1 protein-coding gene is annotated in these 1,902 nt (G+C 70.3%); it reads left to right on the forward strand.

The window, feature by feature from the left end; all coding sequences use genetic code 11:
• Positions 1-1,902, forward strand: a 1,902-nt coding sequence (gene glgB / locus FPZ41_RS46275) for a 1,4-alpha-glucan branching enzyme (RefSeq protein ID WP_152870868.1), incomplete at both ends; no start/stop codon positions are given.

The raw sequence follows: 1,902 nt of genomic DNA on the forward strand, positions 1-1,902 counted from the left end.
CCGCGGACGTCCCGTCCATCCCCGAACCCCGGGCCGCTCGGGGCCCCGGGGAACCGGCCCCGACCCTCCCCGAGCCGCGGGTGCCCTTCTCGCCCGCGGTGGACGGTGGGGACCGGGAGCGGTTGCTCAGTGGTACGCATCATCAGCCGCACGCCGTGCTCGGGGCGCATTCCGCGCCCGGGGGCGTGGTGTTCCGGGCGTTCCGGCCGTACGCGCTGGGGGTCACCGTCGTCACGGACGAGTTGCGGGCCGATCTGCACGACGACGGGGACGGTTTCTTCTCGGCCGTACTGCCGCTGAGGGCCGTTCCGGCGTCGTACCGGCTACTCATCGCGTACGAGGGGACGGTGCAGGAGACCGAGGACGCGTACCGTTTCCTGCCCGCGGTCGGGGAGCTGGACCTGCATCTGATCGGCGAGGGGCGGCACGAGGAGCTGTGGAGGGCGCTGGGCGCGGAGCCGATGGTGCACCAGGGCGTGACCGGCACCCGCTTCACGGTGTGGGCGCCGAACGCGCGCGGTGTGCGCCTGGCCGGCACGTTCAACTTCTGGGACGGCACGGGGTATCCGATGCGCTCGCTCGGCTCCTCCGGGGTGTGGGAGCTGTTCGTGCCGTCGATCGGTGAGGGGGAGCTGTACAAGTTCGAGATCACCCGGCCGGACGGGACGAGGACCCAGCGGGCGGACCCGATGGCCCGCCGTACCCAGGTTCCGCCGGATACGTCCTCCGTCGTGCACGCGTCCCACTACGAGTGGGACGACGCGGAGTGGATGACGCACCGGGCCGACCGTCCGGCCCACGAGGCGCCGTTCTCGGTGTACGAGGTGCACCTGCCGTCCTGGCGACCGGGGCTGACGTACCGGCAGTTGGCGGATCAGCTGCCTACGTACGTACGGGACCTCGGCTTCACTCATGTGGAGCTGCTGCCGGTGGCCGAGCACCCGTTCGGCGGCTCGTGGGGTTACCAGGTCACCGGTTTCTACGCGCCCACGGCCCGGCTCGGCACCCCGGACGACTTCAAGTACCTCGTCGACCGGCTCCACCAGGCCGGCGTCGGCGTCCTGGTGGACTGGGTGCCCGCGCACTTCCCGCGGGACGACTGGGCGCTGGCGGAGTTCGACGGGCGTCCGTTGTACGAGCACCAGGATCCGGTGCGGGCCGCGCACCCGGACTGGGGGACGCTGGAGTTCGACTACGGGCGCCGGGAGGTGCGGAACTTCCTGGTGGCCAACGCGGTGTACTGGTGCGAGGAGTTCCACATCGACGGGCTGCGCGTGGACGCGGTCGCCTCGATGCTGTACCTCGACTACTCGCGCGAGCCCGGGCAGTGGACGCCGAACGAGCACGGGGGGCGCGAGAACCTGGACGCGGTGGCGTTCCTCCAGGAGATGAACGCGACGGTGTACCGGCGTGAGCCGGGTGTGGTGACGATCGCCGAGGAGTCCACGGCCTGGGACGGCGTCACGCGTGCCACGCACCACATGGGTCCCGGCGGCTTCGGCGGCCTCGGCTTCGGGCTGAAGTGGAACATGGGCTGGATGCACGACTCGCTCGGCTACATGTCCAAGGACTCGGTGCACCGCAGGTACCACCACAACGAGATGACGTTCTCGATGGTGTACGCCTACAGCGAGAATTACGTACTCCCGATCTCCCACGACGAGGTCGTCCACGGCAAGGGATCACTGGTGTCGAAGATGCCGGGCGACTGGTGGCAGCAGCGTGCCAACCACCGCGCCTACCTCGGCTTCATGTGGGCCCACCCCGGCAAGCAGCTGCTCTTCATGGGCCAGGAGTTCGCCCAGGGAGCGGAGTGGTCGGAAGGACACGGCCCGGACTGGTGGCTGCTGGACCCGGCGTACGGGGCGGAGGCGGACCACCGGGGCGTACGGGACCTGGTCC

The organism is Streptomyces acidicola (assembly GCF_009377235.1).
Classification (GTDB): domain Bacteria; phylum Actinomycetota; class Actinomycetes; order Streptomycetales; family Streptomycetaceae; genus Streptomyces; species Streptomyces acidicola.